Origin of the sequence: Glutamicibacter sp. FBE19, from assembly GCF_015524875.1 — a bacterium.
GTDB lineage: Bacteria > Actinomycetota > Actinomycetes > Actinomycetales > Micrococcaceae > Glutamicibacter > Glutamicibacter halophytocola.
In genome coordinates this window covers 19,210-45,336 of sequence record NZ_JACKQN010000009.1, presented here as the reverse complement: position 1 = coordinate 45,336, position 26,127 = coordinate 19,210, and the positions used below count along the sequence as shown (strand labels likewise).

The window sequence follows — 26,127 nt, the reverse complement described above, 5'->3', positions numbered from 1 at the left end:
AACTAACTTGTGATTGGAAAGAAATCAGCATGGCGGCAACAATTTACCAGCGGCCACGCCAGTACTGCGGAGGGTGCGATTTCTCGGCGCCAAGCTGCTGGGCAGCATGGTTTGGCCACTGCGGATTGCCCAAGGCAGCGCGTCCAACGCTCACGCCGTCGGCCTGCCCTGAGACCATAATATGCTCAGCCTGGATGGCATCGGTGATAGAGCCTACGGCGGTGACAAATGCATCGTCCGGCAGGGCCTGCTTGACTGCCTGCGCCAGGGGCACCTGGTACCCCGGCCCCGTTGGCCCACGGAAGGGCCCGATGCCCGCGCTTGAGAGGTCAAATGCACGCACCCCGAGCTCATACAGTTCTCCGGCGAGTTTCACCGTGTCGGCAATGCCCCATCCGTCTTCCACCCAGTCTTCACCTGAAAAACGAATGCCCAGCGGCTTATCTGCCGGCCAAACGGCCGAGATCGCCTGGATGATTTCACGCAAGTATCGGGTGCGATTCTCGTAGCTTCCGCCATATTCATCGGTGCGCTGATTGGTCAGTGGAGACAGGAACTGGTGGATCAGATAACCGTGCGCTGCGTGGATCTGGATGAGATCAAATCCGGCCGCATCGGCACGCTGTGCCGCTGCTGCCCAATCCTGGACGGACTCGGCAATCTGCTCACGGCTCATGGCTGTTGCCGGCTTCAGGTCGAACAGCCCGCTCGGCGCGGACGTGAAGGTTTCCCAACCGCCGTCTTCGACACTGATGCTGCCCGAGAGGCCAGCTTCCTCCAGCTCTTTGAGCCATCCGTAGGTGGAGGCCTTCGCGCCGGCGTGGGCCAGCTGCACCCCGGCGGCAGCGCCATGGGAGCGGATGTATTCGGTGATGGGCTTCCAGGCTTCGACCTGCTCGTCGTTCCATAATCCGGCGTCCCGGTCAGAGATCCGCCCCTCGGCAGCGACTGCCGTTGCCTCGGCGATGACAAGGGAAAAACCGCCGTGGGCCATGGATCCCAGATGCGCGAGGTGCCATGTGGTTGGCACTCCGTTGCGCTCGATGATGGAATATTGGCACATCGGTGGCAGAACCACGCGATTGCGCAGCTGGAGTCCTGTTCCGTTCTTGGCGGGGATGGTGACTGGGCTGAATAACTTGCTTTGTGGCATACCTAGTGTGACGTTGAGGTCGCCTGATTTATTCCGCCCAGCACCATCGAGCGCAAAGATCACCGGCCCAGGACGAGTACTGCCACGGTGAGGTACACGATCAGCCCAGCAGCGTCCACGAAGGTGGAGATGAATGGGTTGGAGAAGACCGCCGGGTCGGCTTTGAAGAACTTACCGATGATCGGCATCGCTCCCCCAACGGCCGCCGCCACACTGCACAGTGCCACGAGCGTTATCCCGATGATCAGGCCGACCTTCAGTTCAAAAACGACGCCGGCAACGAGGGAGGCAATAGCGCCCAAGCACACTCCCAGCATTGCCCCGATACGCACTTCCCGGAAAATGACGCGGACCAAGTCGCTCACCCGCACATCTCCCATGGCCAGGGCCCTTGTGACAGTGGTGGCCGCCTGGTTGCCTGTATTTCCGCCAATGCCAACGATCAGCGGAATGAACAAGCTGAGCACGACCATGGACTCCAAGGTCTGTTCGAAGGTGGCGAGCACTTGCACAGTGAGCGTGGCGCCGATGGCCAAGACCAGCAGCCAAACCACACGGGCTCGCACCAGCTTGCGCAGCGGAGTGCCAAGGTATGGGCGATACAACGGCTCGGATCCAGCGCTGCGTGCGGTGCGTGATTCTTCGGCGTCTTCGAGCAGGTCGATGGCCTCGCCCAGTGGAAGCACGCCAATCAATCGTCCCTCATTGTCAAGCACCGGCATCAAGTCCAGGTGGCGTTCGACAGCCCTGCGCGCTGCCTCGATGCCAGGCGCGGAGGCCTGTGCGGCAGGTACTTCCACGCTGAAGTCAGAGATGAGCTGCTCCCGAGGCCGTCCGAGCAGATCGGCCAGCCGCACCGCTCCGATGAACCGGCGGGTGCGATCAACCACCATGATGATGTGGCAGTGTTCCGTAGTGCCCAGTTGAGGGGTAATTCGATCCAGGGTCTGCCCGGCGGTGAGCTCCGGATGCGTGGAGAGGAAGTGGGCCGACATGACCCGCCCGGCGCTTGAATCCCGGTAGCCCAGCAGCACCCCGGTCGCTTGGCGCTGCCGGGCGTCCAGGCCAGCAAGCAACTGCGTGGCAACGGTGGCCGGCAGCTCGTCAAGCAGCGCAACCCGGTCTGCGGGTTCCAACGCGGCGAATGCGTCAACGACCGACTCTTCCTGGAGCGTCTCGATGAGTTCTGCCTGTACTGGTGCATCGAGTTCTTGGAAGACTTCCAACGACCGCTCTTTGTCCAGCATGCGGTAAAGGATCGCAGCGTCGGTTGTCTTCAAGGCCTCAAATTGCTCGATGAGCTGCCCCAGCTCCAGTTCCCTGAGCAACGCGGCAAGGCGCTGGTATGCATCAGCTGCGAGGCAGGTGCGGATTTCCTGGGAAGTAGTTGAAAAGTCTACGTATTCGAAGGTGAACATAATGGTCATCCAAACGGTTCGTTTGGCGCAATTTCAAGGCTCACAAGCAACTACTCACTGCTCCCCACCCGATAAATTGGGTGATAAATCAGTCAGTATTTGCGTGCGCCAATTTGCGCATGCCAAGGGTGGTTAGGCTGCGAACTCGCCGGACGCAGAGCTGTCCTAGATCAGGAAAATCAGCTGGCGCATGAAGAAAGGAACTGGTGAGCTCGCAGGTATATAGATCGACTAGAACTGCCGTCCATGAAGCTCACCTCCTGAAATTCCGAAGCATGGATTCATGCTGCGTGTATTGCCAGTTCTATCAGAAACCCGAGGCTGATAGCCAACAACAACGATGCATCTCACATTAAATGGCTTCGGGAGGCCGGATCAACCGGCCTCCCGAAAGTAAAGCTCAGCTAGCGATTAGCATTCGACCACGTTGACGGCCAAACCGCCCATGGCCGTTTCCTTGTACTTATCGCTCATGTCCTTGCCAGTTTCGCGCATTGTGATGATGACTTCATCCAAGGTGACATGGTGCTCGCCGTCACCCATCAGCGCCATCTTGGCAGCATTCACTGCCTTGGATGCAGCAATCGCATTGCGCTCGATGCATGGAATCTGGACCAGACCTCCAATGGGGTCACAGGTCAACCCGAGATTGTGCTCCATGGCGATTTCCGCTGCGTTTTCCACCTGTGCCGGCGTGCCACCGAGAATTTCGGCGAGGCCGCCAGCGGCCATCGACGAGGCCGAGCCGACTTCGCCCTGGCAGCCAACCTCAGCGCCGGAGATCGAGGCCTGTTCCTTGTAGAGCACTCCCACTGCGCCTGCGGTGAGCAGGAAGCGCACTACGGCGTCGTTTCTTTCCTCTTCATTCCAGTACTTGGCACCTGGGGCATAGTGGGTGGCGTAGAACAAGACCGCTGGGATGATGCCGGCCGCGCCATTGGTCGGCGCAGTCACCACACGGCCGCCGGAAGCGTTCTCCTCATTCACCGCCAAAGCGACAAGGTTGATCCATTCCTGCCAGTAGACAGGGTCGCGGTCCTTGTCTTCCTTGCGCAGGCGCTCATGCCATTCCGGCGCGCGGCGGCGCACCTTGAGCCCGCCGGGCAGCACACCGGTGCGTTCTAAGGCTGAGTCCTTGCAGTCCTCCATCACCTGATAGATGTGGACCAGTCCTGATCGGATTTCGTCCTGGCTGCGGTAGGCCAATTCATTGGACATCATGATGTCGGCAATGGACTTGCCCGTGGCCTTCACATGCTCCAAAAGCTGGGCAGCAGTGGTGAAAGGGTATGGCTGCTGTTGCAGCTTTTCTTCCAGATTCTTCTCGATGCGCTCTTCAGCACCTTCACGCACGATGAAGCCGCCGCCCACTGAGAAGAACGTTTCATTGGTCAGTTCATTGCCCTGTGAATCGAGAGCTACAAACTTCACTCCGTTGGTGTGGCGCGGCAGTACGGTCAACGGGTGTTGGACCATGTCATTGACGGAGTAGTTCAGGTCTTTGCGCTGACCTAGCTGCGCTCCCAACTGCAAGATTCCAGTGGCATCCATCTGTTCCAGGCGTTCATCAACCTGCGAAGGCAGCACCGTTTCGGGTTCAAAGCCTTCAAGCCCCAGCATGATGGCAGTGAAAGTTCCGTGCCCGCGTCCGGTCGCGGCCAGTGAGCCGTAGACATCGACCCGGATATTATCCAGGGCATCCATCTTCTCTTCACGGATTACTTGGGCGATGAATGCGTGCGCCGCACGCATTGGCCCCACGGTGTGGCTGGACGAGGGTCCAATGCCAACCGAAAAAAGATCGAATACGCTTACCGCCATGGCGGGTCACATCCTTAGAACGTCGGCAATCCGGAGTGCTCACTCCGGAAAGATGGTGTGGTGTGCAAGAGGTCATCCTTGCATCGGAACTTCCGCACAGCGTGGGGTGAACTTCTGCGGATGAAAGACTGCGGGCCCGAAAAGCGAATGTTTCCGCCTTCCGGGCCCCCATCCTCACAAGATGGTGCTACTCGGAAACCTTGGCCAGGTCCGGGTACAGCGGATGGGCTTCGGCCAGCTTCAGAACCCGGTCCTTCAGCTCCGGCAACACCGAGGTATCGCCCTCAGCACCAGCAATCAACGCCTGCGCGATGATCTCGGCAACCTCAGCAAACGCCGCCTCCGAGAAACCGCGGGTTGCCAGCGCCGGAGTACCGATGCGCAACCCCGAGGTCACCATCGGCGGACGAGGATCAAACGGCACCGCATTGCGATTCACGGTGATCTCCACCTGCGCCAGCAAATCCTCGGCCTGCTGGCCATCGAGCTCCGAGTTGCGCAGGTCAACCAGAACCAGGTGCACATCAGTGCCACCGGTCAGCACGCTGATGCCCTTGGCCGCCACATCCTCCTGGGCCAGGCGCTCAGCAAGGATCTTCGCGCCAGCCAAGGTGCGCTGCTGGCGCTCCTTGAACTCTTCGGACGCGGCGATCTTGAAGGCCACCGCCTTGCCAGCAATCACGTGCTCCAGCGGGCCGCCCTGCTGGCCAGGGAACACTGCAGAGTTCAGCTTCTTGGCGATCTCGGCATCGTTCGACAGGATGATGCCGCCACGAGGACCAGCCAAAGTCTTGTGGGTGGTCGAGGTGACCACGTGGGCGTAAGGCACAGGAGATGGGTGCAAGCCGGCAGCGACCAGGCCGGCGAAGTGCGCCATGTCCACAAACAGATAGGCACCGACCTTGTCAGCGATCTCGCGGAAGCGCTGGAAGTCCAGCTGGCGCGGGTACGCCGACCAGCCGGCCACGATCATCTTCGGCTGGTGCTCGATGGCAAGGCGCTCCACCTCGTCCATGTCCACCACGTTGGTCTCTTCATTCACGCCGTAGGGAACGATGTTGAACAAGCGGCCGGAGAAGTTCAGCTTCATGCCGTGGGTCAGGTGCCCGCCGTGCGCCAGGTTCAATCCCAGCACGGTGTCGCCTGGGCGGACCAGTGCGTGGTAGACCGAGGCGTTGGCCTGGGCGCCGGAGTGCGGCTGGACGTTGGCGAAGTTCGCGCCGAACAGTTCCTTGATGCGCTCGATGGCCAGGGTCTCGATAACGTCGACTTCTTCGCAGCCGCCGTAGTAGCGGCGGCCCGGGTAGCCTTCGGCGTACTTGTTGGTCAGCACCGAGCCCTGGGCCTGCATGACGGCCTGGGCGGTGTGGTTTTCCGAGGCGATCATTTCCAGGCCGCGCTGCTGGCGGGCCAGTTCAGCGTCGATGCGCTGCGCTACCTCTGGGTCAAGGGCAGCCAGCGACTGGGTCAGCGATGCTGGTGCTAGGGATTCAAAAGTCGGGTTGCTCATTACTGGACGTCTCCACCGTTGGTGCTTGCGTAGTCTGCTGCCGACAGCAGCGGACCCTCTTCGGTCACTTCTACGGTGAACAGCCAGCCGGCACCGTAGGGATCTTCGTTCAGGATTGCGGGGTTGTCAACAGCCTCGTCGTTGATGGCAACTACCGTGCCGGTCACTGGCGAGTACAGGTCGGATACCGACTTGGTGGATTCCACCTCGCCGCAGGTTTCACCGGCGCTGACGGAATCGCCAACCTCTGGCAGGTCCACGTAGACCACGTCGCCCAGGGCGTCTGCAGCGATCTGGGTGATGCCGACCTTGGCTGGGGACGATGCATCGATCCACTCGTGCTCGGCCGAGTAGCGCAATGACGAAAGAACTTTACTCACGGTATTTCCTCTCCCAAGGGAATAAGCGGGCGTATGGCTTGGCCCTACTGATGTTTAACGTTACTTGGCTCGCGTGTAGAACGGCAGTTCGACGACGACAAATGGCAAAGTCTTACCGCGCAGATCTACTTCCAGCTCGGTGCCGACTTCGCTGAATTCCGCATCCACATACCCCAGGGCCACCGGGTAGCCGAGGGTCGGAGAAGGCTGTCCGGAGGTGATTTCACCAACAGTGGCCCCGTCCTTCACGATGGCGTAGCCGCCGCGTCCCGCGCGCTTTCCCAGGCCCTTCAGGCCAACCAGCTTGCGTGCCGGGGTCTGCTCGCGCAGGGACTCCAGTGCCTTGCGGCCTACGAAGTCCTCTTCCTTCTTGAAGGAGACCACTGGGCCAAATCCCGCATCAAATGGGGTGCGATCCAGGCTCAGCTCGTTGCCGTACAGCGGCATGCCCGCTTCCAGGCGAAGCGAGTCGCGAGCGGCCAGGCCGCACGGAACCAATTCGTGGTCCGCGCCAACCGCGATGATCTTGGCCCACAGTTCGGCGGCTTGTTCATTGTCGATGATCAATTCGAAGCCGTCTTCGCCGGTGTATCCTGTGCGCGCCAGCAGCACGTCGATACCGCCGAGCACCAGCTTGGCCGCAGCGTAATATTTCAGCTCTGTGACGCTCTGGGCGGTTTCGGCATCCGCTGCCAGTTTGGAGACAATCGCCTGCGCGTTGGGTCCCTGGACTGCGATCAGGCTCTGGCGGGCCGAGGCGTTATCCACCTGCACGTCGAATCCTGCAGCGCGCTCTTGAAGGGCCGCGGCCACAACCTCGGCGTTGCCGGCATTGGGCACCACGAGGAATTCTTCTTCTGCCAGGCGGTACACGATCAGGTCATCGATGATCTTGCCTTCGGCATCGAGGATCAGCGAATACTTCGCCTTGCCCACCTTCATGATGGTGAAGTTGCCAGCCAGCGCGGTGTTCAGCGCGGTGCCGGCCTGCGGGCCGGAAAGGTATACCTCGCCCATGTGGGACAGGTCGAACAGGCCAGCGGTGGAGCGCACGGCCTTGTGCTCGGCCAGTTCCGAACCGTACTTCAGCGGCATATCCCAGCCGCCGAAGTCGGTGAAGTTGGCGCCGAGCTCTGCGTGCTGGGCATGCAGGGCGGTGTGCTTGAGTTCTTGCGTAGTCTCAGTCATCTCAAAGTCTTCCTAGTCTTCGAAGGCTTCAGGAGCCGGGCAGGAGCAGATCAGGTTTCGGTCGCCACCGGCGCCGTCGATGCGTCCGACGGCCGGGAAGTACTTGTCGGACTTCAAGCTGGCTACCGGGAAGGCGGCCTGCTCTACCGAGTACTTGCGGTCCCAGCCGCTGTTGACCACAGCGGAGACCGTGTGCGGAGCGTTGCGCAGCGGGGACTGCTCGATGGTGTAGACCCCGGAGAGCACCTCTTCCATTTCCTGGCGGATGGTGATCATGGCTTCGATGAAGCGCTCGATCTCGCCCAGGTCCTCGGATTCGGTAGGCTCCACCATCAGGGTGCCGGCCACCGGGAAGGACAGGGTCGGTGCGTGGAAGCCGAAGTCGATCAGGCGCTTGGCCACATCTTCTGCGGTCACACCGGTCTTCGCGGTCAGCTCGCGCAGGTCCAGGATGCACTCGTGGGCAACCAGGCCCTTGTTGCCGGTGAACAGCACGGGGAAGTGCTCGTTCAGGCGCTTGGCAATGTAGTTGGCATTCAGGATGGCGTGCTTGGTGGCCTCGGTCAGCCCTTCCCCGCCCATCATCGCGATGTAGGCCCAGGAGATCGGCAGTACCCCGGCCGAGCCGAAGGCGGTAGCCACTACCGGCACTCCGTCGCGCTCGGTGTAGGTGCCCGAGGCATCGCCTGGCAGGAATGGCAGCAGGTGCTCGCCGACGCCGATCGGGCCAACGCCCGGGCCGCCGCCGCCGTGCGGGATGCAGAAAGTCTTGTGCAGGTTCAGGTGGCTGACGTCTCCGCCGAACTTGCCCGGCTGGGCCAGGCCCACCATGGCGTTCATGTTGGCGCCGTCGATGTACACCTGTCCGCCGGCAGCGTGGATCTTGTCGCAGACCTCGCGCACATCGGCGTCGTAGACCCCGTGGGTGGATGGGTAGGTGATCATGATGGCCGAGAGGACGTCCTTGTTGGCCTCGATCTTGGCATCCAGGTCATTGGCGTCGATGGTGCCGTCGGCTGCGGTCTTCACGACCACGACCTTCATGCCGGCCAGCACTGCCGAGGCGGCGTTGGTGCCGTGGGCGGAAGCCGGGATGAGGCAGACATTGCGCTGTCCCTCGCCACGCGATGCGTGGTAGTCCGAGATGGCCAGCAGGCCCGCGTATTCGCCCTGCGAGCCGGCGTTTGGCTGGATGGAGACGCCAGCGTAGCCGGTGATCGCGGTCAGGCGGCCTTCCAGGTCGGTGATCAGCTCGCGCCAGCCCTCGGTCTGCTCGGCTGGTGCGTAAGGGTGGATGGAAGCGAACTCTGGCCAGGTGATGGATTCCATCTCGGCTGCGGAGTTCAGCTTCATGGTGCATGAGCCCAGCGGGATCATGGTGCGGTCCAGCGCCAGGTCGCGATCCGAGAGGCGGCGCAGGTAGCGCATCATCTGGGTCTCGGAGGAGATGGTGTTGAAGATCGGGTGGGTCATGAAGTCGCTGGTGCGCACCTGGCCTGCAGGGATCTCGAAACCTTCAGGAGCCGAGAGCTGCACGCCGAAGACCTCCAGCAGGGACTTCACAATGCCCGAGGTGGTGGTCTCATCGGTGGAGATGCCGACCTGGGTGTCGCTGACCTTGCGCAGGTTGATTCCCGCTTCGATGGCCTTGGCGATGGTTTCCCCGGCGTTCTCGACGTTCACCACCACGGTGTCGAAGAAGGTCTGCGAGGCCAGGGTGAATCCCCCGGCAACCAGCGAGCTGGCGATCACGCGGGCGTGGTTGTTGGCGCGCGATGCGATCTGCTTCAGGCCTGCTGGACCGTGGTACACCGCGTACATGGAGGCGCAGATGGCCAGCAATGCCTGGGCGGTGCAGATGTTGGAGGTGGCCTTCTCGCGGCGGATGTGCTGCTCGCGGGTCTGCAGGGCCAAGCGGTAGGCAGGAACTCCTGCGTCATCCACCGAAACACCGACCAGGCGTCCTGGCATTGAGCGGGTCAGGCCATCGGCCACTGCCATGTAGGCTGCGTGCGGTCCGCCGAAGAACAGCGGCACGCCGAAGCGCTGGGTGTTGCCCACGGCGATATCGGCGCCCTGCTCGCCTGGAGGGGTGATCATGGTCAGTGCCAGCAGATCGGCGATCACGGTGACCATGGCGCCGGCTTCCTTGGCGGCGGCGATGATGCCGGCGTGCTCACTGATGGAGCCGTTGCTGCCTGGCTGCTGCAGCACGATGCCGGAGATGTCGCCTTCTGGCAGGCCTGCGGAGAGGTCAGCGACCTCGACTTCGAAGCCCAGCGCGTCGGCGCGGCCCTGCACGACCTTGATGGTCTGCGGGAAGATGTTGGAGTCCAGGACGGTCTTGCCCTTGGCCTTCTTCTTGTTGGCACGGCGCATCATCAGCACCGCTTCGGCGGCGGCGGAGGATTCGTCCAGCAGCGAGGCGTTGGCGATCGGCAGTCCGGTCAGGTCCATGACCATGGTCTGGAAGTTCAGCAGGGCTTCGAGGCGGCCCTGGGAGATTTCTGGCTGGTACGGGGTGTAGGCGGTGTACCAGGCCGGGTTTTCCACGATGTTGCGGCGGATGACCGCGGGGGTGATGGTGTCGTAGAAGCCCTGGCCGATCATCTGGGTCTTCATGACGTTCTTGGAGGCCAGGTCACGCAGGTGGGCCAGTGCCTGGGTTTCGCTCAGGGCGGCTGGGATATCCAGCATGGCATCTTGGCGGATGTCTGCCGGAACGGCGGTGTCGATCAGGTCTTCGAGGCTGTTGTAGCCCAGAGTCTGAAGCATGGTGTCTACGTCGGAAGGACGCGGGCCGATATGGCGGGCAACGAATTCGCTATTCGTAGAAGCCGAAATCTGCGTGATGGTCATGGTGCTGGAGTCTCCACGGGGATCTGTCTTGGCGCATGCCAAAGGAAGGACGCTTTGCCTCCCCATCCCTGTTGCACTACCTGAGAGTTTTACGCGTCCGGCCAACTAAGCCGGGCGCTTGCACCTTCGGTGAACCGGTACTGGCCGGCTACTTTCCAGAGTTGCCTCGTGATGGCGGTACGGGGGCCTGAGAGTTTCCTGGGGAGGAATTGCTCCTACGGCGCCCGTCCATGGTGTGAACGGGACTCTCCCGCCATCCGTCTATGGCGCACGCTGCCGGTCACAGACCCGCAGCACACCACCATGTTACCTGCCGCGCGCGGAACATCAAAGACGCCTCGGCAGAAAAACTGTCACAAAACTTCTAGCTCGCCGGGAGGGCCAGCCGAACGTACTCTGGATACTTGGCTGACAAGGAGTCCCCGGAGGACGTTCCGGTCAGGCGGCGCTTGATCCACGGCACCAAATGCTCGGTGGCCCAGCCCAATTCTTCCTTGAGCTTCTCGCCGCGCGAGTTCACGGCCAGCTCGGGCAGCACCGGTGCCTGGATCTGTTCGGCCCAGTTGCCCTCGGCCACCTGCTCTTCGCCCAGGAGGTTGAGCACCTTGGAAGCCATCAGCGCATGGCCAAGCTCATTCATATGCAGGCGGTCGGCCGCCCAGTACCGCAGGTCCGAGAATTCCCGCCAGCGCCAGTAGTCGGCGATGATCGCGCCGTGCTTGTCGGCGATCTCGCGGACCTTCTCGTTATAGATGGCCGTGCGCGGGCGAGTCCTGGAAAACAGCGGGGACTCGACAGTATCAAAACCGGTGAAGAGCATCACGGTGCAACCGGCCTCGGAAAAGCGGCGGACCATTCCCTCATAGCCGCGCATCAGCGCGTCCAAATCCGCGGTGGGCCGCAAAATGTCATTGCCGCCGGCGTAGATGCTCACCAGGTCCGGGGCCATGGACAGCCCCTGGTCCAGCTGCTGGTTGATCACCTGGCCAATTTTCTTGCCCCGCACCGCAAGGTTGGCATATTCCCAATCCCCCTGGGCGCTGAGCACTTCGGCAACTCGATCGGCCCATCCGCGCACCTGGTTTGGACGTTGTGCATCAACATCGCCGACGCCTTCGGTGAATGAATCACCCAATGCCAGAAACTTCTTCACTTCAATCCCACTTCGTCTTGCTGATGATTTTGCGTTGCGCCGTTGCGGCTAGCTGGATTTCGCCTTGGCGCCCTTGGCCAAGATGAGCTGGCGGCACAGCTGGCTCAATTGCACCCCGGTGGAGGTTTCCCTGGCGCCCTCGCTGCGCGAGGGGATAAACCCGAAGCCCAACTGGTAGGCCGGGTCCGCGAAGGCCAGGGAGGAGTTCGCCCCATCGTGCCCGTAGGCAAAAATCGAGCCGTAGCTGTTGCGCGCGGTGGCTTTCATGAATCCCAGTGCGAAGGCTTGCAGCAATCCATTGGTGCGGTCATGGCCGTAGACCAGCTCGGTGGATACTTGCGACCAGGTGTCTTCGCTGAGCAATCCGCGCGAAGCGCCGAGGGAAGGAACCGCACCGAAGGACGCCGCGTAGATGGCGGCCAGGCCCTGCGCGCTGGCTACGCCGCCCATGGAAGCCGGGCCAAGTTCGCGAACCTGCGCCGCATTGGCCAGCTCGTGCCAGTTGTACACCGGGCCGCTGTCCAGGGCGAACCCGGAGGAGGAGTTCACGGCGAGGCCAGCCGGTGAGAAGGGGTCGAAAAATTCGGCGGGAGCTTCGGCGGCCGGCAAGACGTCGCGGTAGCGGGATTCCAGCGCGGGATCCTGCCCGATATAGGCATCCACCCCCAGCGGCTTGCGGATGCGCTCTTCAAAGATCTCCTTGAGTTCCTTGCCGGTGACCCTGCGAACCAGTTCTTCCATGAGCACCCCCAAGGTGATGGCATGGTAGCCCACGATGTTCTGGCCCAGCGGCCAGATGCTTGGCATGGAGGCCAGGACCTTGGCGTATTCTGCCGAGTTCAGCAGCACCTGGCTGGGCACTCCCCCGGGAACGCCGAGGACGCCGGCCTGATGGCTGAGCACTTCGCCGACGCTCAGGGCATTTTTTCCGCCAGCGCCGAATTCCGGCCAGTAGCTGGCCATCGGCGCGGCGGGGTCGATCAGGCCATCCTGGACCAGCAGGGCAACGACCAGCGCGCCCAGCCCCTTGGTGCAGGAGAAAACACAAGTCAGCGCATCCCCGGAAAGGTGCTCACCCACGCTTTGGCTGAGCACCAGCTCGCCTCGGTGATATACGGCCAGCTGCGCCGAATAGTCCTCTTCTTCGGCAGCTCGCGCTTCAAGAGCCTGAGCCAACGGTGCGAAATCTTCGCTGATCACCGAGTCCATTTACATCCTTAAACTGCTTCTCGCTTTTCAACTAACCCTAGTCGGATTCTGCGCAATTCACGATTGGCGCCCCTGGGCATCCCTACCAGCATATCCGTACGTCAAGTCACAGGTTTGCCAGCGAATTACCGCTTATCCCGTGATTCATACCGCTGGACTTCGGAAACTGTGAGCCAGCCCTGAAGACAGGTTGCCCGCTTTGGGTGCAGCCACTAAATTTGTCATGCTTGCCACCAATAATTGAAGGAGATGATCTCGATCGCATGACTGTGGATAGTGACACGCCAATACCCCAGAGCCAGGATGCAGAACTCAAGCGGGTGATCGGCCCCAAGCTGCTGCTATTCCTGATCATGGGCGATATCATCGGCGCTGGAATTTTTGCCATCACCGGCAAGGTTGCCGGACAGGTCGGCGGCGCAGCGTGGCTGCCATTCCTGGTCGCCTTCGCCATCGCAACCCTCACCGCTTTCAGCTACCTGGAGCTGGTGACCAAATACCCGCACGCCGCCGGCGCTGCGCTGTATGTGCACAAGGCCTTCGGCGTCCATTTTGTCACCTTTATCGTGGCCTTCACCGTGGCTTGCTCTGGCATTACCAGTGCTGCCACGTCGGCAACCCTTGTGGGGCAAAACCTGCTGATCGGCTTCGGCCAATTCATTGACGGTGTGCCCACGACCCCGCAGGCGGGCATGTGGGCGGCCATTGTCATCATCGTTCTCCTTGCGCTGATCAACCTGCGCGGTGTGGGCGAGAGCGTGAAGTTCAATCTGGTGCTGACCATCGTTTCGCTGGCCATCATGGCAGTGATTATCGGCATTGGCTTCGCAGTTATCGCTTCGGGCCAGGGCGACGTGAGCCGCTTGGTGGTCTTCGAGACCCCTTCGGATCGCAGCCTCTTCGCCGCGGTGACCATGGGCACGGCCATCGCGTTCTTCGCCATGGTGGGCTTCGAGGACTCGGTCAACTTGGTGGAAGAGACGAAAAACCCGAACAAGATCTTCCCTAAGATCATGCTCATCGGCCTGGGCCTGTGCGCCGTGATCTACATGCTTGTGGCCATCACCGTCATCATGGTGATCCCCACCGGCGACCTGCTGAACCCGAAGAACCCGGATGCCGGCATCCTGCTGGACGTGGTGCGCATCGGCGCACCGAACATTCCCATCGATACCATCTTCCCGTTCGTGACCGTCTTTGCGGTAGTCAATACGGCGCTGATGAACATGCTCATGGCAAGCCGCCTGCTCTACGGCATGGCGCGCCAGGGCGTGCTGCCGCAGTTCCTGGGCAAGGTGCACTCCACCCGCCGCTCCCCTTGGGTAGCCATCCTGTTCAGCACCGCCCTGGCCATCGCCTTGGTGGCTTATGTGAACCTGGACAGCGAGAACGGCATTGTCGGTTCCCTGGGCGGCACCACTGCGCTGCTGCTGCTGTGCGTCTTCGCGGTAGTGAACATTTCCCTGCTGGTGCTGCGCCGCGAAAAGGCACCGGACGATGCGTTCCGCGCACCGACCATCATCCCGATTCTTGGCGTGGCCTTCTGCTTGTTCCTCGCCGGCCCATGGGCGCGTTCGCGTGCTGACTGGGTGCAGTACGAGATCGCGGGCCTGCTGCTGGTCATCGGCGTGGCTCTTTGGGCCCTGACCTGGCTGATCAACCGCGTCAACTACAAGAAGGGCATCATCGAGACCCGCCCTGGCGACTACAAATAAATAATCTTGGCAAAAACATGGTCTATCGGGATTTTCCCGATAGACCATGTTTTTTGCCCTATGCCCGGCGGCAGGACCTAGGCTGGCTGCTCGATGGTTTCCTGCCGGAAGCGAAGCTTCCAGCCGCTGGCACCTAGCTGCCACCACGAAGAGACAATGAGCGTCCCGGTGCCGGCTGGCTTCATCCGGTAGGCCAGCAGCACCATTTCCCTGCTGATCTGGCGGGTGGCCAGGACCTGCATCTGGCCGGTGCCCGGGAGGGAAGATCCGGCGCTCAAGAGCGATCCGATCGTCGCGACATCAAGCAGGCCGCCATGCCGGGTCACTTCCTGGTAGCTGGGGTGCAGGAAATCCTTGAGCTCGGTGAAACTGGACCGGATCTGCGGGTCGAGGAAGCCGAGTTCAAGTTCGTAGACCGTGGCCGCGAAGTCGGCGCCCGGCTCCGCGTGCACCTCGGCGGCGATCGGAACTTCCGGTGCCACCGGAACCGGTGGCGCAGCGGCGGTGCCGCCTGCGGCTGCTGCCGGGCGTGCGCCACCGGCGTAGCCGGGTCCAGCATCCACAGCGGTGCCCTGCTGATGCGCCGTCGCTGCCGCCCGGGCGCGGTCATCGGCGGCTTCGTTCAGCTCATGGCCGGCGTGCCCCTTGACCCATTCAAAGGTGTACTTCCGCCCTTGGATCGCGGCATCAAGTTCCTTGAGGATGTCCTGGTTGAGGACTTGTTTGCCATCGGCTTTTTTCCAGCCGCGCTTTTTCCATCCGGGCATCCATTTGCTGATGCAGTTGATGGCATACTGCGAATCGCAGAGGATCTTCAGCTCTTCATCCGGCAGGTGCGCGGTGGAACGGAAGAGCTCGAGGACAGCTTGGAGCTCGCCCATGTTATTGGTTCCATGGTCCCAGCCGCCAGCGGCCCAGTTCGCTTCGTCCACGTACCAGGCCCAACCGGCCGGCCCGGGGTTGCCGAGGGCGGATCCATCTGCAGCAGCAATGATCGTCATGGTTTAATCCTGCCACGCTACCGGCCTGGCTCCGGCTCTTGGATTGGGCCATGTCGCCGCGATATCTATGGCGTTGTTCGCACTTCATCTTGCCGTGCACTGGCTACCATGGGTGGCGTGAAGAAAATCTTGCCCCTCTTGGCGGCCACCACCCTGCTATTGGCCGCGTGCTCGGCGCCCTCGACTGATCAGTTCAGGGAGCAGGACCCAGAAGGCTATGCGGCCTGCATCCATTTTGGCGGCGGGCTTGACGCGCCCCAGGGGGTTGGAGAGACCAATATGCAAAAGGCCGCAGCCCATGGCGCGCAATCCGCAACCGTGCAATTGCGCGAGGCGGTTGATCTCCGGGAGCCGCAAACCCCTGAGATCACGGATCTTGAAGGATTCAAGAAGGCCTGTGAAGCCCAGGGGTTTGACTACTAGCCTGCCAGTTCGGCAGGGTACAGCGGATTGTGCCCGGACTGGACGCGCTCTTGCGGGCGCACCGGCGCCGGGGCCGTGCCTTCTAGCCACGGGCCCTGGTCGGCCAAGCGCTCGCGTTCTGGCGCTTCCAGCCAGTTCTCCAGGACCGGCCCCTTGGGGATGATCTGGGTGGGGTTGATATCTTCGTGGACCACATAGTAGTGGGCCTTGATCTGCTCGAAGTCGATGGTGTCGCCAAAGCCGGGAGTCTGGAACAAATCCCGTGCATAGCCCCAGAGGTTCGGCATTTCGATGAGCTTGTTCCGGTTGGTTTTGAAGTGCCCGTGATACACAGGATCGAATCGAACCAGGGTGGTGAAGAGCCGGACATCTGCCTCGGTAATGTGGTCGCCCATGAGGAAGCGGCGGGTGGAAAGGCGCTCTTCAAGGAAATCCAAGGTGGCAAACAGCCGGTCATAGGCATCGTTGTAGGCGCTTTGGCTGCCCGCGAAGCCGGCGCGGTAGACGCCGTTATTGACCTCGGTGAAGATGCGCTTGATCAGCGGGAGCATCTCCTCCAGCTGGTCCTGCGGTATCAGGTTGGGCGCGCCTTCGCGATGGAATTCTTTCCATTGGGTGGACAGGTCCCAGGTGATTTGCGGGTAGTCATTGGTGACGACCGCCCCGGTGGGAATGTCCACGATGGCCGGCACGGTGATGCCCCGCGGGTAGTCGGCAAAGCGCTTGAAGTAGTTCTCTTGAATGCGCTCGGTGCCAAGGACCGGGTCTTTCCCGCTGGGGTCCAGGTCAAAGGTCCAGCTGCGGGCATCGTGCGTGGGGCCGGGCAGTCCGACAGACAGCGCGTCTTCCAGGCCAAGTATTCGGCGAACAATCAGCGTGCGGTTGGCCCATGGGCAGGCGCGAGCCGCGACTAGCCGGTAGCGTCCGGCTTCCACCGGCCAGAGCTGGGCGCCTTCGCTGACGCCGGCGTCCGGGTGGCCGATCTTGCTGTTGTTGTGTTCACTGCCGTAATTTGCCGGGTTCGCATCGGCCACGATCCGGTCTTGGATGTAATTGGTATCCCGGGTGAATTCCCCGCCGGTGACATAGGCACCCTTGGTTGAATATTCCTCGCTCATCTTTTCCCTCCACAGTCCGTCGTGCCAATCAAGATTGCGCGCTCCCCTATCGACACTATGGCAAGCGGCAGCAATTGAACATGGCAGCAGGATCAGATATCCGATTGACGCGTCACCATATATTGCAAAATTAAACTTTACACGAGATGATTGATGCGTCAACAAAATTTGCTGATCTGCAAGATTTTAAAAGGGTGAAGAAAAATGACGAGCGATGAGACCCGCTGGCTGTCCGAGAGCGAGCAGGACCTCTGGAGAACCATCCGCGAATTCCTCTGGCTATTCCCCAGTGCCATGGATCGCCAGCTGATGCGCGATTCCCAAATGCAGTCCGGGGAGTACTCGGTCCTGGCCGTGCTTTCCGAAGCAGCCGAACCCAGTTTACGTCCCGCGGACGTCGCCGAGGCACTGCGCTGGGATCGCTCGCGCCTCTCCCACCTCTTGCGCCGCATGGAGACCAAGGGCCTGATCAGTCGCTGCTCCGATGAGACCGACCGCCGCGGCCATCAGATTGCGCTGACCGAGCTGGGCCAGGCAACCATCGAAAACGCGGCACCGAGCCACGTGACTTTTGTGCGCGAAACCCTCTTTGATTCACTGGACGCCGCCGAACGCCGCGCCCTGGAGACCGCATTGCCCAAGATTCTTGAATCGATCGAGCAGCAGGGGCTCAAGGACTCCAGCTGCTAGCTTGCCCGCGAGGCCAGCTCGCTGTTCTGGACCAAGCGGGCGAAACACCCACCGAGGGACACCAGCTCGCCAAAGGTTCCGGCCTCTGCGATCTTCCCACCATCAAGCACCACAATATGATCCGCACGCATCACTGTGCTCAACCGGTGGGCAATCAGCAACGTGGTTCGACCTGCGGCCAGCTCGTCCAATGCCTGCTGGACCAAGGCCTCGGTGACGGTATCCAACGCACTGGTGGCTTCATCCAGCACCAGGACCTTGGGTTCGCGCAGCATGGTGCGGGCAATGGCCAGGCGCTGCTGTTCGCCGCCGGAGAACCGGTGGCCCCGCTGCCCCACTTCGGTCTCAATGCCCAGGGGCAAGCTGCGAATCAGCTCGGCAATCTGCGCCGATTCCAGGGCATGCCACAACTGCTCCTCGGTCGCCTCCGGCGCAGCCCACAACAGGTTGGCCCGGACCGTATCGTGCAACAAGTAGCTTTCCTGGGCAACAACGGAAACCGCACTGGAGATGCCCTGCGGGTCGTATTCCCTCAGGTCCACCCCGTCAAGCAGCACCTGCCCGGAGGTTGGATCAAGCAGGCGAGGCAAGAGGGAGCCGAGCGTCGACTTTCCCGAGCCAGTGGCTCCCACCACTGCCGTCATGGTGCCAGCCTTGAGTGTCAGATTCAGCTGGTCCAGGGTTGGCTTATGCGCCTGGGGGTAGCGGAAACTCACATCACGCAGCTGAACCTCGCCGCTCATTCGCTCGGGCTCCACCGCCTTTGGCTCAGCTGCCACCGGGAGTTCTTGATCCGCATCCAGGTATTCGAAGACGCGGCTGAACAGCGCCATCGCGGATACCCACTGCACCGAGAGCTGCATAAGCCCCATGACCGGGCGGAAGATCCCGGCTTGCAGTCCCGTGAAGGCCACCAGCGTTCCGATGCTCATGCCATCACCGGTCACCGGCAGGCCAGCAGCCAAATAGAGCGCCGCTGGAATGGCTGCGAAGATGATGCTCATGGTGGCCATGCGCCAGCGACCAGCTAGTGCGCTTTTCATTTCAAGATCAATGAGCCTGTGGCTGGAACCTGCGAATGCCTGCGCATCCGCGGGACCGGTGCCCATGATCTTGGAGAGGCGAACGCCGGAAATGCTCAGGCGCTCTTCAATGAGTGATGCCAGGTTCGACATCTCGCGCTGGCGCTTGCCGGTGACCGCTCGACGCAGTTTCGCGGTTTGCTTGGCCAGCAAGATGGCCGGCGGGAAGACAACCAGCGAAATCAGGCTCAGCTTCCAGGAAATTGCCACCATGGCCACGGCCGTAGCCACAACGGTGGTCAAGTTCGAGGCGATGCTCGTTGCCGAGTTGGTGATCACCGACTGCATCTGCCCGACGTCATTGATCAGCCGGGATTGCACGTCGCCGGATCGCGAGTTGGTGAAAAATCCCAGTGATTGCTTTTGCAGGTGCGTGAAGAGCCCGGTTCGCAACCGGTGCATCACGCGCTGCCCCATCAGGGTGGCTCGCCAGGTCTGCAAAACCTCCAGCACCGCGGTGGCCAGGGCAATCGCGACCAGTCCCCCGGCGCCAAGCACCAAGAAGCGGATATTGGACTGGGGAATCGCGACATCTATCAGCTCACGGACAATGAAGGGCTGTGCCAGGCCGATGATGGACGAGGCTGCAATCAGCAGCACCACGGCAAGGACAGATCCCAAGTGCGGGCGGAACAGTGCCGCTACGCGCTGAAGCGACACCGGATGTTCGGCCAGCCATTGCCTGTCCTGGACGGCATTTTTCATTCGGCCTCCGCCGGCCGGCCCACCGGGATGTCCAGGCATTGAATTCACGCTCATCGGCCCTCCTCCATCATTCTCTTCCCCCAAAGAATAACAGAGGTAACCTCACTATGTGGTTCCATCTTGAAATTGTTCTGAAGAACACACTATTCTTGAAACCATGCTGAACGAAGAGTCCAAGCCTGACTTGGCAGATCTTTTCCTCCGCGCTTCGCGCGTTATCCGGGGCCGCTGGAGGGAAGGGCTGATCCCCTTGGGAATCACCCCGCACCAGTCACGGGTGCTGACCCTGCTGGGGCATGCCGAGTCCGAGGGCTTGCGCAATTCCCAGCTTGCCGAGCGGCTGCATATCGCAGCGCGCTCCACCACCGAGGTAGTCGACCAGCTGGAGGCCAAGCAGCTGGTGATCCGCACCCCGGATCCTGCAGACCGCCGCGCAACGCTGATCGCCTTAAGTCCCAGTGGCCGTGCACAGCTGGGCGAGATGTCCCGGCTTCGCAGGGAAAGCATGGAAGGGTACTTCGAAAAGCTTTCGCCGCCGGACCGCGAAGAACTCGCGAGGCTGCTGGAAATCCTCGACCGGGACAATCCGCGGCCGGCACGCTCGGCGTGCAAGGAGCCAGGGCCCGTACACTGAATTCCGCTTTAAAGGGCCACGGCCCGGATAACCGCTGCGTGGTTAACCGGGCCGTGGCCCTCGTTCTGCACTGAGGCAGAATTAGTTCTCGGTCTTGCCGTGGCGCCAGTAGCCCATGAATGCCACCTGCTTGCGGTCGATGCCTGCTTCGCGGACGAGGTAGCGGCGCATTTCCTTCACCGTTCCCGCTTCGCCGGCGATCCATGCATAGAACGGCGCCTTATTGGCCTGCCCGGTCTCCCACAAGATCTGCGAGTCCACATCGATGTCCTCCGGCTCGGCATTGGTATGCACCACTCCTGCTGCAGGAATCGCCACCACCTGGCTCAGGGCATTGCGCAACAGCTCGCCATGGGCGTGGCTGCCACGAGTCAGCCACTGCACCGAAACACCCGAACGGGTCGAAGCACCCAGGATGTCGGTGGTCTCGGGAACCTCGATGAGCGCATGCCCGGTAACATTCGACGGCAGGGATTCGAGAATGGCGCAGATCGCCGGGGCCGCGGTTTCGTCGCCAGCCAGCACGATTCGCCGCGCTTCGCCCGGGCGGAATTCGATGCCGCCGTAGCTCGCGTCGTTCAGGAACTTGTTCGGGCCCAGCAACAGCAGCTGGTCTCCGACCTGCGCGCGGTCGCCGAATTCGGTGGCCGGTCCGCCTTGCAGCTTTCCATCCACCAGGTGCCCGTGCATCACGAAGTCGATATCCAGTTCCGCGGTCAGCCCCTGGTTGTCGCGGTGGCCGGCCTCGCGGAAGGCACGGACCGTATAGGTTCGCATGTAGCCGCGGGTATCGGGATCAATGGACAGCCAGCGCTTGTACCAGCCTTCTTGCTCCGCTGGGCTGGTCATGGCCTGCGGGCGCATCGAGGCGATTTCATCGGTCAGGGCCGTTCCGCCAGCCGGAGGCAGCAGCAGCTTGATGCGCATATCCAATGGGTGGCTGTTGGTCCCGAAATAGTCCAGGTCCTTGCCGCTGACGGTCAGCCGGCGGAAGGAAGGAGAGAGCTCTTGCCGGTTGACCACCGTGGTGTCAAAAGCCAGGGTCGGGACATGCTCGTAGGCCGGACGATAATCCAGCGCCGTGGCTTCGGCGGCATCCTCGTTGCCGCTCCGCGCGGCGGCCGGTGCGGCTTCGGGCTCCAGCGCTTGCGGCTCGCTGCGGAAAATGCCCTTGGAGGCCAGCACCTGTTCGGTGCGCAGCACCCGGTGCCGTCCAATGGGCAAGACCAGCGGGGTTCCGCCTACCGGGTCCGGGATCACCCGGCTGGGCATGCCGAAGACATCCTTGACGGTCTTTTCGGTGACCACTTCATTGGGGTGGCCCGCAGCGTAGATCTTGCCATGGCGCAGGGCCACCAGGTAGTCGGCGTAGCGGGCGGCCAGGTTCAAATCGTGCAGCACGATGACCACGGTGATGCCGCGGCTGCGGTTCAATTCGCTGACCACGTCCAGCACTTCCAGCTGGTGGGCCACGTCCAGGAAGGTCGTGGGCTCGTCGAGCAGCAGCAGATCGGTTTCCTGGGCCAGGGCCATGGCGATCCAGACGCGCTGGCGCTGTCCGCCGGAGAGCTCATCCACCGCGCGATCGGCCAGCTCGATGGTGCCGGTCAGCTCCATCGCGCGATTCACCGCCGCTTCGTCCTCTGCGGAGAAGCGCTTGAAAAGCCCCTGGTGCGGGTAGCGTCCACGGCTGATCAGCTCGCGGGCGGTAATCCCATCCGGCGCGGTCGGCGACTGCGGCAGCAATCCCAGGGTCTTGGCGACATCCTTGGCCGGCTTGGAGTGGATATCTGCCCCGTCCAGCAGCACCTGGCCGCCCGATGGCTTGAGCAGCCGGGACAGGGCACGCAGCAGCGTGGACTTGCCGCAGCCATTGGCGCCCACCACGATGCTCACCTGCCCGGTGGGAATATCCAAGGACAGCTCGTCGACGATGGTGACCTTGTCATAGGCCAAGGTCAGATCGCTAGCCTGCAAAGTGGCCATGGGTTACGCCCCGCTTCCGGTTGAGTTGGCGCGCACCAGAATCCAAATCAGGAAGGGTGCGCCGAATGCGCCGGTGATGACACCTACCGGCAGTGCAAGACCCGCGAACAAGTTCGCGGCAAAAAAGTTGGCAACGACGACCAGGGCAGCACCGGTCAATCCCGCCAGCGGGATGTGGATCGGCCCGCGGCTCAGCGCCGCGCTGATCGGCCCGGCCAGGAAGGCCACAAAGGCCAGCGGGCCGGTCATGGCAATGGGCAAGGCGCCCATGGCCACGGCAACAACCACGAGCAGTATCCGGGCCCGGCTCACGTTCACGCCCAAGGCGGCCGCCGAGTCTTCGCCCAGCTCCAGCATCTTCAGCTGGCGCACGACGAAGGGCAGCAGGATCACGCCGATCGCTCCGAGGCTGATCAGGAGGACCAGGGCGCTGTGCCAGTTGCTGGAGGAGAGCGAGCCGGTCAGCCAGTGCATCACATCGCTGGCGGTATTCACCTGCGCCTGGGTCAGCAAGTATTGGATCAGGGCCTGGAGCATCGCGCCGATGGCCAGGCCGGCCAGGATCAGCCGAGGCCCGGTGCGCTTGCCCGAGGCCGAAAGCCAATAGATCAGCGCGGCGACAACCAGGCCGCCGGCCAGCGCGAAGGCGTTGAGCCTCCAGTCGTTATAGCCCAGGGTGATCATGGCCAGGACGGCGGCAGCCGATGCGCCATAGCCAACGCCGATGACGTCCGGGCTGGCCAGCGGGTTGCCCAGCCAGCGCTGGAAGAGGGCGCCGGAGATGCCCAGCCCGGCTCCAGCCAAGGCCCCGACCGCAACGCGCGGAAGCCTGTCGGACATGATGATGAAGCTGGTGCCGGGGACTTTCTGCCCGCCCAGCACCTGCAGGACTTCTGCCGCAGGCAATCGATCCCTGCCCCAGAACAGGTAGGCGATGATGGCGAGCACCATGGCCACGGCCATCCACACGGCGGTCCGGCGTGCCAGGTTCCTTCTCACCGCGGCCTTGGCCGGCGCGCCTTGCGGCGCCGGCCCGGATTCGTCTGCGGCGGGCTGGCTCATAGCTGCTCTAGTCATTTCCTTCGTGCTCACAGGCTCACCGACTTCATGCCGCTGCGCATCATCAGGATGAACAGCGGTCCGCCGATCATCGCGCACATCACGCCCACCTGGATTTCGCTCGGCGGCGCGATCACCCGTCCCACGGTATCAGCGGCCAGAAGCAGCACCGGACCGGCCAGCAGGCTGCCGGGCATCAGCCAGCGGTAATCGGAGCCCACCAGCAGGCGGACCGCATGCGGGATCATCAGCCCGACGAAGGCGATCGGCCCGGCCACCGCGGTAGCGGTGCCGGCCAGGATGACCACGCCGATCGATCCGAGCAGGCGGGCGCGGCCCAGGTTGAAGCCCAGGGCGGTGGCGGTGTCATCGCCCATGGCGACCGCATTGGAAACCCGCGCGGTGGACAGCAGGATCAGCGCGCCGAGGGCCACCATCGGTATCGCCCCGAGGAAGGTGTCGATCGGGGTGCTGGACAATGATCCGATTTGCCATTTGCGGAAGCGGTCCAAGGTGGAATCAGAGACCATCAGGATCGCGTTGGTCATGGCCCCAACGCCCACTGCCAGGGCCGCGCCGCCCAAGGCGAGCTTGATCGGAGTTGCTCCCTCGCGGCCGACACTGGCCACCAGGTACACCAGGGTCATCACCACGGCCGCGCCAATAAAGGCTGCCAGCATGATGCCGGCCAATGAACTGACACCCAAGAAGGCGATGGCCACAACCACGCTCATGGAAGAACCCGCGTTCAGCCCGAGGATCCCGGTGTCGGCCAGCGGGTTGCGGGTCAGCCCCTGGAGTCCAGCCCCGGCCAGGCCCAGCGCCGCTCCGACCACAATCGCCCCGACGGTGCGGGCAAAGCGCGAGGCCACCACGCCTTGGTCCCCGTTGTTCGGGTCAAAATGCCATAGGGCATCGCTGGCGGTGCCCAGCGACACCGATCGGGCGCCGAAGAGCAGCGAAGCGGCTATGGCCACTGCCAGCAGCGCCCCGAGGATCAGGAAGGCACCGACTTTCCGGGGCAATCGGGGCCCGGTGCGCTCCTGCGCTTGGCGCGTCGTGCTTTCAGTCGCGGTCATTGGTTCCTACACTCATTGCTATGGCACATCTTTCCTCGCCCACCGTTATTGCTCCCGGCATCGGCCTGCTTACGGCCGACAATCCCTCGGAGATGACGCTGGATGGGACTAATTCCTATTTGCTCTTCGAACCGGGGTCCCCGGCCTTGGCGCCGGGCACCCCGGTGGTGCTCATCGACCCGGGTCCCGAGCTTGAAGCGCATCTGCAGGCGCTGGCCCAATTCGATATCCAGCTGGTGCTGGTCACCCATCGCCATGCGGACCATACCGGCGGGATCGATCGCTTGCGCCAGCTGGCCGGGGCGCCGGTCCGCGCGAAGCTGGCTGAATTCTGCCGCGACGCCCCCGTGCTGGAAGACCATGAGGTGATCAGCTTGGCCGGGGTGGACATCCAGGTGCTTTCCACCCCTGGACACACCTCGGATTCGGTGTGCTTCACGGTGCAGGACTCGCACCTGTTCACCGGCGATACCGTTCTGGGCCGGGGCACCACCATCCTGGAGCATCCAGATGGAACGCTGTCCGATTATCTCGCTTCGCTGAACAGGCTGCTGGATTTGCCGGACATGCCCTTGCATCCGGCGCACGGGCAGCAGCATGGAACCTCGCATCAGCTGCTGCGTGCCTACCTTGAGCACCGGGAATCCCGGCTGGACCAAGTGCGCGCCGCCCTGCAGAAACTCGGCAAGGCCGGGGCGGACGCCACCCCAGCCGAATTGCTGGAGCTCGTCTACCCCGACCTGGATCCGCGCCTGGCGGGCGCGGCTAGCCGATCGTTGGAAGCGCAGTTGCACTATCTAGCGTCGAATCGCTAGCCGCTACTTTGCGGCTGCTGCGTTTTCAGCAGCCTTCACGATTTTTGGAACAACCTTGTCCAAGGACCATTCAAGGGACAGCGGCGAAGCGGCTGAAATGGCCAAAGTTGCTTCATCGGTGCCCGGCAGGGCCAGGGCATCGTTCTTCACGGCCGGAATCTGGCCATACAACGCCTGGGACTTCACAATGTCCTTGGTGGTGTTTCCGGCTACTGCCGAAGCGAAGACGATATCCGAATCCCACTCGTTGACCTTTTCAGGTGAAACGGTGAAGAAGAAGGTGTCCTTGGCGGCGTTCTTCTGGACATAGTCGGCCTGCTTCATGCCCAGGGCCTCGAGGAAGCGCGGGCGGGTGTCGCCCTGCGAGTAGACATAGGCGGTATCCGGAGCGGAAAGGTCGGCAGCAATGAAGGTGGTGTCCTTCAGTACCGGATTCTCTTCGCCGACCTTTGCCAGGTCGCCTTCGACCTTCTCGATCAGCGCGTCGGCTTCTTCTTCCTTGCCCAGCATCTGGCCGGCAGCTTCAGTCGCGTCCTGCCAGCTGGTCAGGTAATTCGGCTCAATCGGGCCCACAACCGGGGCGATTTCCTGCAGCTTTTCGTACTGCTCTTTCTTCAAGCCCGAATACGGGGCGAAGATGACGTCTGGCTTGGTCTTGGCGATAGCCGTGTAGTCCGGATCGTCACCGGTAGCGAACTGCACAGGAGCCTTCTCGGAGCCGATGGAGGCGTCCAGCTTTGCGAGCGCCTCGTCCTTCCACTCGGTGGAGTTGTTTTCGTTCTGGCCGTAGGCGTCGGTGTCCATGCCCACTGGAACGGTATCCAGTGCCAGCAGGGTGTCGGCGTTGACCCAAGAAATCGTGGCGATGCGCTGCGGAGCCTTGTCGATCTTGGTCTCGCCATAAATGTTCTTGATGGTGACCGGAGTGAAGTCGCTTGCAGAGGTGCCTGAAGCATCCGCCGAGGAATCTGCGGAGTTGCTTGCCGAACCGCATGCGGTCAGGCTCAGGGCGAGGATTGCGGTGGACGCGGCGAAGATCCCGGCGCGACGTGAAATATTCATGGGTCGGTGATTCCAGACTATGCGAGGTTCTGTAAACATGTTGGTGTAGATAGGTTAGGTTTACCTA

Annotated in this window: 21 protein-coding genes and 1 riboswitch; of the genes, 5 read left to right on the top strand and 16 right to left on the bottom strand. The window is 62.2% G+C overall.

Annotated features, from left to right (window positions below; all coding sequences use genetic code 11):
- Positions 1 to 43: 43 nt before the first annotated feature.
- From H6F58_RS13780 to H6F58_RS13740, 9 genes are all read right to left on the bottom strand, one after another.
- Positions 44 to 1,153: an NADH:flavin oxidoreductase/NADH oxidase gene (locus tag H6F58_RS13780; protein ID WP_195181975.1), complete on the bottom strand. Its 1,110-nt coding sequence runs from the start codon at positions 1,151 to 1,153 to the stop codon at positions 44 to 46.
- Between the two features lie 59 nt (positions 1,154 to 1,212).
- The gene (gene mgtE, locus H6F58_RS13775; protein WP_244652605.1) at positions 1,213 to 2,580 is read right to left on the bottom strand and encodes a magnesium transporter; all 1,368 of its coding nucleotides are present in this window, start codon (positions 2,578 to 2,580) and stop codon (positions 1,213 to 1,215) included.
- Positions 2,581 to 2,982: 402 nt separating this feature from the next.
- A complete protein-coding gene (locus tag H6F58_RS13770) occupies positions 2,983 to 4,392 on the bottom strand; it encodes an L-serine ammonia-lyase (protein WP_146276049.1) in 1,410 nt (469 codons plus the stop codon).
- Between the two features lie 187 nt (positions 4,393 to 4,579).
- Positions 4,580 to 5,902, bottom strand: coding sequence for a serine hydroxymethyltransferase (gene glyA / locus H6F58_RS13765; RefSeq protein ID WP_206693703.1), 1,323 nt, complete (start codon positions 5,900 to 5,902; stop codon positions 4,580 to 4,582).
- Entirely contained in the window at positions 5,902 to 6,282 is a 381-nt protein-coding gene (gene gcvH / locus H6F58_RS13760) for a glycine cleavage system protein GcvH (protein WP_060702456.1), read from the bottom strand. The genes glyA and gcvH overlap by 1 nt, the downstream gene beginning before the upstream one ends.
- Positions 6,283 to 6,342: 60 nt before the next feature.
- On the bottom strand, positions 6,343 to 7,470 hold the full coding sequence (gene gcvT, locus H6F58_RS13755) for a glycine cleavage system aminomethyltransferase GcvT (RefSeq protein ID WP_195181973.1): 1,128 nt from the start codon (positions 7,468 to 7,470) through the stop codon (positions 6,343 to 6,345).
- A 12-nt stretch (positions 7,471 to 7,482) separates the two neighbouring features.
- Entirely contained in the window at positions 7,483 to 10,329 is a 2,847-nt protein-coding gene (gene gcvP, locus H6F58_RS13750; protein WP_171919139.1) for an aminomethyl-transferring glycine dehydrogenase, read from the bottom strand.
- A 165-nt stretch (positions 10,330 to 10,494) separates the two neighbouring features.
- Positions 10,495 to 10,592, bottom strand: a riboswitch (glycine riboswitch).
- Positions 10,593 to 10,693: 101 nt separating this feature from the next.
- A complete protein-coding gene (locus H6F58_RS13745) occupies positions 10,694 to 11,482 on the bottom strand; it encodes an SGNH/GDSL hydrolase family protein (RefSeq protein ID WP_309245038.1) in 789 nt (262 codons plus the stop codon).
- Positions 11,483 to 11,530: 48 nt separating this feature from the next.
- On the bottom strand, positions 11,531 to 12,691 hold the full coding sequence (locus tag H6F58_RS13740; RefSeq protein WP_195181972.1) for a serine hydrolase domain-containing protein: 1,161 nt from the start codon (positions 12,689 to 12,691) through the stop codon (positions 11,531 to 11,533).
- Positions 12,692 to 12,954: 263 nt separating this feature from the next.
- Between H6F58_RS13740 and H6F58_RS13735 the strand changes: the two genes are divergently transcribed.
- Entirely contained in the window at positions 12,955 to 14,406 is a 1,452-nt protein-coding gene (locus H6F58_RS13735; RefSeq protein WP_146276057.1) for an APC family permease, read from the top strand.
- A gap of 77 nt (positions 14,407 to 14,483) precedes the next feature.
- Here the strand turns inward: H6F58_RS13735 and H6F58_RS13730 are convergent, their stop codons facing one another.
- Positions 14,484 to 15,407: an RNase H family protein gene (locus tag H6F58_RS13730; protein ID WP_146276059.1), complete on the bottom strand. Its 924-nt coding sequence runs from the start codon at positions 15,405 to 15,407 to the stop codon at positions 14,484 to 14,486.
- Between the two features lie 117 nt (positions 15,408 to 15,524).
- On the opposite strand from H6F58_RS13730, the gene H6F58_RS13725 reads away from it, so the two are divergent.
- A complete protein-coding gene (locus tag H6F58_RS13725; protein WP_146276061.1) occupies positions 15,525 to 15,830 on the top strand; it encodes a hypothetical protein in 306 nt (101 codons plus the stop codon).
- On the opposite strand, the gene H6F58_RS13720 is transcribed toward H6F58_RS13725, so the two are convergent.
- Positions 15,827 to 16,948 (bottom strand): glutathione S-transferase C-terminal domain-containing protein, encoded by a 1,122-nt coding sequence (locus tag H6F58_RS13720; protein WP_195181971.1) that lies wholly within the window; start codon positions 16,946 to 16,948, stop codon positions 15,827 to 15,829. The genes H6F58_RS13725 and H6F58_RS13720 overlap by 4 nt on opposite strands.
- 204 nt (positions 16,949 to 17,152) lie before the next feature.
- Between H6F58_RS13720 and H6F58_RS13715 the strand changes: the two genes are divergently transcribed.
- Positions 17,153 to 17,638, top strand: a complete 486-nt coding sequence (locus tag H6F58_RS13715; RefSeq protein WP_195181970.1) for a MarR family transcriptional regulator — start codon at positions 17,153 to 17,155, stop codon at positions 17,636 to 17,638.
- Here the strand turns inward: H6F58_RS13715 and H6F58_RS13710 are convergent.
- Positions 17,635 to 19,479 (bottom strand): ABC transporter ATP-binding protein, encoded by a 1,845-nt coding sequence (locus H6F58_RS13710; RefSeq protein WP_195181969.1) that lies wholly within the window; start codon positions 19,477 to 19,479, stop codon positions 17,635 to 17,637. The two genes, H6F58_RS13715 and H6F58_RS13710, sit on opposite strands and share 4 nt — an antisense overlap.
- A gap of 103 nt (positions 19,480 to 19,582) precedes the next feature.
- Between H6F58_RS13710 and H6F58_RS13705 the strand changes: the two genes are divergently transcribed.
- Positions 19,583 to 20,059, top strand: coding sequence for a MarR family transcriptional regulator (locus H6F58_RS13705; protein ID WP_195181968.1), 477 nt, complete (start codon positions 19,583 to 19,585; stop codon positions 20,057 to 20,059).
- 81 nt (positions 20,060 to 20,140) lie between these two features.
- Here the strand turns inward: H6F58_RS13705 and H6F58_RS13700 are convergent, their stop codons facing one another.
- Genes H6F58_RS13700 through H6F58_RS13690 form a run of 3 tightly spaced genes read right to left on the bottom strand, consistent with a single transcriptional unit; the run spans position 20,141 to position 24,183 of the window.
- The gene (locus H6F58_RS13700; protein ID WP_195181967.1) at positions 20,141 to 22,045 is read right to left on the bottom strand and encodes an SIP domain-containing protein; all 1,905 of its coding nucleotides are present in this window, start codon (positions 22,043 to 22,045) and stop codon (positions 20,141 to 20,143) included.
- A 3-nt stretch (positions 22,046 to 22,048) separates the two neighbouring features.
- Complete coding sequence (locus H6F58_RS13695) at positions 22,049 to 23,122, bottom strand: iron ABC transporter permease (RefSeq protein ID WP_195181966.1); 1,074 nt, start codon at positions 23,120 to 23,122, stop codon at positions 22,049 to 22,051.
- A gap of 11 nt (positions 23,123 to 23,133) precedes the next feature.
- Positions 23,134 to 24,183, bottom strand: a complete 1,050-nt coding sequence (locus H6F58_RS13690) for an iron chelate uptake ABC transporter family permease subunit (protein ID WP_060702468.1) — start codon at positions 24,181 to 24,183, stop codon at positions 23,134 to 23,136.
- A gap of 20 nt (positions 24,184 to 24,203) precedes the next feature.
- On the opposite strand from H6F58_RS13690, the gene H6F58_RS13685 reads away from it, so the two are divergent.
- Positions 24,204 to 24,998, top strand: a complete 795-nt coding sequence (locus H6F58_RS13685; protein WP_195181965.1) for an MBL fold metallo-hydrolase — start codon at positions 24,204 to 24,206, stop codon at positions 24,996 to 24,998.
- Positions 24,999 to 25,001: 3 nt separating this feature from the next.
- Here the strand turns inward: H6F58_RS13685 and H6F58_RS13680 are convergent, their stop codons facing one another.
- Positions 25,002 to 26,060 (bottom strand): ABC transporter substrate-binding protein, encoded by a 1,059-nt coding sequence (locus H6F58_RS13680; protein ID WP_146276071.1) that lies wholly within the window; start codon positions 26,058 to 26,060, stop codon positions 25,002 to 25,004.
- Between the last annotated feature and the right edge of the window lie 67 nt (positions 26,061 to 26,127).